Here is a 2,955-nt window from a genome sequence, read left to right on the forward strand (position 1 = left end):
ACTCTTGAATGATCTTCTCCTTGAACTCATCAGAATACTGGCGTGACTTCATTTGGAAACCCTCCCTGACTCAATACTATCATAGTGCAAAGGGTTTCTCCAAACTCATTGCGGGGCCCTTAGGTAGCCGCTGTGGGGGTATGTACCTATGATCTTCAAGGCTTTTTCTATCCCCATCAATGGGCGATTGACACCCATATGCGCCGACACGATTGCGCCTTCTGCCATGCAGTGCGCAGCATTCCCGCGGCCCATGAACAATGTGTCAACAGTGACATGAAAGAAGCGGTGGAACTGGCTAAGGTGTACAAAGGTCCCTTTTTGCACCGTTGTCCCTTTGGGTTGACAGAATTGGTGATTCCTGTTTTGTATCACGGAGACCTGATTGCCACGGTGTTCTGCGGGCAGTGTCGTCTGGTGGGGGAGACCACCTTTCGGGATGTGTTTGCCCGGCTGCAGAACTTCGGAGCGGAAGAGCAGGTTTTCCGGAAACTCTACGAACAACTGCCCGTGGTGAAGCGGTCCAATTTCCTCGCCGCGGGTACCTTACTGGATATTTCCTTCAAACAATTGGTGGAACTGCATGGCCGCAACGCCCTCAAGGCCTACTTCACTCCCCGTCCCGACGATCCCATCCACAAAGCAGTACGTTTTATCGAGGAACACTACATGGAACCCATAACGGTGGAACAGGTGGCCGCCTACGTCCATCTGCACCCCAGTTACCTTACCCGGCTGTTTAAGCGGGAACTGGGGTGCAGTGTTTCGGAACAGATCGCCCGGACCCGGATGGAGCGGGCCAAGACCCTATTGCGAGAAACTAATCTTCCCATCGCGAGTATTGCCATCAATGTGGGTTATCCGGATCAGAACTATTTCGGTCGGCGGTTTCGGCAGATCGTTGGTTGTTCACCCACGGAATACCATCGGGGGACTGTTGCCCACGGAAGGGGAAAATAACCTGGGATATCCTCTCCCCGTTTTACTACAGAAGAATCCTTCCAAGGAGGTAGGTGTCCATGAGGAGACAATGGTTGCTTGTGCTGTTGCTAGTGTTCTGCTTGGGATTAGTCCCCTTAGCAGAGGCCGGGGTGCCGGTGGCGGATCTGACGGATCTGGGAAAGTGGTTTGCTGGTAATGACAAGACACCGTTGGAGTATGAACTCACCATTGCGGAAGATGGGTATTTTGGGGATAGTTGTCTACAGATTTCCTACCGAGTGACCGAGGAATATGAGCCGGGGATGCAACCTAGGGTTTATGTGGGAAGCCGGTTCCCGGCCCAGGACTGGAGCGAAGCCGAGTATCTATCTTTTTGGATCAAGATCCTACCCGGTTCCAAGGCGAACAATATCTCCCCTTGGGTGCGGGGAACGGGCAAAGGGGGGAATGCCGCGGTGAAAATCCCCTTTGCGGAGTACGCTTCCCTGCAAGGGTGGCAAAAGATCACCGTCCCCATGGAAAAGGTGGCGGCAGTGGCGGTGCCCCTCGAAGAGGTGGTGGAATTCCGTTTCTACCTGACGGGGATCTGGAATGTGGGGACTACAGGAACCGTTTTATTCGATGCTTTGTACTTAGAACCCGCAGAGCCTACCTTTGATGTGGACATTGCCGAAGCTAGTGGACAATTGACTATCCAGGTAGCGGACCCGGAGGACTTTGCTTACCCGCCTAAGGTTCGGGTGATGGATCTTTATGCCCTTTTGGGGATTGGGGAGCCTAAGTACTTAACCGTCACCAAGGAAGGACAGAGCTATGTCGCCACTTACGATTTGGCGGGGGCCAATACGGTGACCATTGAAGTCATCGCCCCCGGCCAGCCAATTAAGACCATCGAGTGGAAACGGTAGAGTAGTCTTGGGTGTTCAACAAAGCTTTCCTCAAAGCGAAGGGGGCAGCCCATGTGAAAGGAAATAGGCGGACGCTTGCAGGGCCCGGTGTCCTTTGGATCTTGTGCCCATTACTCTGTTTGCAGGTCGCAGCAGAACCCATCGTCATTGGTTTTGGCAACCCCTTCACCACCGATAAGCAAGAGCTAATCGAAGCCCTGATCGAGGAGTTTAATCGGGAACACACCGATATTCAAGTGGTGAACCTACCCTTGGGTCCCTCCAACGTTTACGACGACAAACTGCGGATGATGTTTGTGAGTGGACAGCCACCCCATGTGGTGTGGGGTGGGGGCAATAGCCTGGCCGGTTATATCTACCAAGGGGCCATGGTGCCCATCGATCAGTTCCTCGCGGCTGATTTGGACATGGGCAAGGACTATTTCATTCCCGCCCTCATTGCGGAGCTTACCATGCCCGATGGTCCACTGGTGGGCCTTCCCTTTGAGAACTCTAACATCGCCCTCTATTATTACAAAGATGTCTTTGATGAATATGCCCTGCTGTACCCTGATACCTACCGGGAACAGGGCCGGTGGGACTGGGATGCCTTTGCGGAAGTGTGCAAGAAGGTGACCCGGGACCTGAACAATGATGGTATACCGGATCAATATGGCTTTAGGATTACCACCCAGGCCTACACCACCTATATGCCCTTCCTGTGGCAGAATGGGGGCCGGTTCTACAACGACGATTTCACCCGTTCCCTGATGGATAGTGTGGAAGCCATCGAAGCCCTGGAGTTCTTGGCGGATCTGGCCCATGGGTCTTTGGCGGGCAAGGTGGGGGGCAACTTCGGCAGTCGCGAAGTGGTGATGATGTCTAACTTCAGCCTGGAGGTCCCCCGTTATCAGGACCTGGGTACTGTGGGAAGCTCGCCGTTGCCCGAAAGGGTGATGCCGGCCACCAAGTCCACGGCCAAGGCCATTGGGATCAGTAAGACGACACCGGAGGAGATGGAAGCCGCCTGGACCTTCGTCAAGTGGCTGCTGGACGATGAGCGCTTTGTGGAAAAGTGGTTGATCCCGGCCGGGTATTTGCCCGTCACCCCCACCGGTATTCGGCA

General features: G+C 54.2%; 3 protein-coding genes. All 3 read left to right on the plus strand.

The window, feature by feature from the left end:
* Positions 1-198: 198 nt before the first annotated feature.
* On the plus strand, positions 199-960 hold the full coding sequence (locus GXX57_08635; protein HHV44711.1) for an AraC family transcriptional regulator: 762 nt from the start codon (positions 199-201) through the stop codon (positions 958-960).
* A 59-nt stretch (positions 961-1,019) separates the two neighbouring features.
* Complete coding sequence (locus GXX57_08640; GenBank protein HHV44712.1) at positions 1,020-1,850, plus strand: hypothetical protein; 831 nt, start codon at positions 1,020-1,022, stop codon at positions 1,848-1,850.
* A gap of 53 nt (positions 1,851-1,903) precedes the next feature.
* Positions 1,904-2,955, plus strand: a 1,052-nt coding sequence (locus GXX57_08645) for an extracellular solute-binding protein (protein ID HHV44713.1), incomplete at its 3' end; no start/stop codon positions are given.

This window comes from Bacillota bacterium, assembly GCA_012839765.1.
Classification (GTDB): Bacteria; Bacillota; Limnochordia; order DUMW01; family DUMW01; genus DUMW01.